General features: G+C 40.4%; 1 protein-coding gene. It reads right to left on the bottom strand.

Translation table 11 applies throughout. From position 1 onward, the window contains the following. Positions 1 to 680: 680 nt before the first annotated feature. Positions 681 to 1,154 carry an Hpt domain-containing protein gene (locus F6K22_RS41160; protein WP_293110965.1) on the bottom strand — a complete coding sequence of 158 codons (474 nt, stop codon included), beginning with the start codon at positions 1,152 to 1,154 and terminating at the stop codon, positions 681 to 683. Between the last annotated feature and the right edge of the window lie 108 nt (positions 1,155 to 1,262).

The raw sequence follows: 1,262 nt of genomic DNA, 5'->3' as shown, positions 1-1,262 counted from the left end.
TCAATAGTTACTAAGATTAAAAGTCTGTTTTTGACAATTATTAGTCGGTATTTTATAGATTTTTCCTACTTTTCCTCTCCCCACACCTCCCACACTTCCGTACGGACGTTGCATAAGGGCGTCCCTACCCCACCCAATCATATATAGCATTCTTTTTGAGAAATGGTATTACGCAGAACCGCCATATCTTGTAGAGGCGATTCGCGAATCGCCCCTACATATGGCGTATAATTGCATATTTTGCGTAAGTCCTGTTATAACTATTCAACCGGACATGATATTAGATGATTTTCCAGGTAGAGAATACCGATTAGTTTTCCTTAGTTAAGCATTGGGGTGCAGCAGAGACTTTTCGGCGTCTGTTGGATAAAAGATGGCTCCCTAGCGTTGCTCTTGTCTTTGTCGAGATGATTAATCAATACCCTTTGTCGAGTTGGTTTCACCTTATTAATGATGCTCTTTGGTAGGTTCTTGGTTTGGTCTAGGGGGATATTCAATAGATGACAGCTATTGTGAGCGCAGGATGCAGCAAATTCCCTAGTGCAGAATGGCGGAAATAACTGACCAGTTACAAAATCCTAAAAACCTTACTAATCAATACTTTTGACTTTTGACTTTTGACTTTTGACTTCCGCGTAGCGGCACTAGTCTCAGAGTTGTTTAAAATTAGAGGATTATTTCTACATATAAGTCTGAAGTTCATATCGCAAAGCAGTCTCAACCCTTTCATATTCTGCCTTTGCCTGAGATAAAATAACATTTGCTCCTTCTGTAGTCCCCCCACGTCCAATAAATTCTAAGTTCTTGCAAAGCTCAGATAACTTTGTGGCACCGATAGAAGCACTACTAGACTTCATGGTGTGAGCAGATTTTCGTAGCAATTCTGGCTGTAGTTGCTCAATTGCTTGACTAATTTCATCTAAAAGTATGGGTGTATCTTCCAGATAGCAATCAATTATTTCTACAACCATTTCGGGAGCGTCTCCTGCCATTTCCTTCAACTCTTGCAATACTGCTTTATCGATCGCTATTTCTAATTCTGGCGCAGGTGCTTTTTCCTGCTTAACTATTGTTTCTGTTGCTGGAAAACTGCATTTATTTAAAGCTGTACTCAATGCTTCTCGACGAACTGGTTTACTAATATAGTCATCCATACCAGAGAAACACAAAATCCGCGAGCACATGTGCAAAGAGCAAAGCCGCAAAAAGAGATTTGGTCTCTGTGTCCCAATTGAAAGTTTGGATGAGGGCCTTCGCTGTTA

It is taken from the genome of Okeania sp. SIO2F4, from assembly GCF_010672385.1.
GTDB lineage: Bacteria > Cyanobacteriota > Cyanobacteriia > Cyanobacteriales > Microcoleaceae > Trichodesmium.
This window is presented reverse-complemented; position numbering and strand designations above follow the sequence as displayed.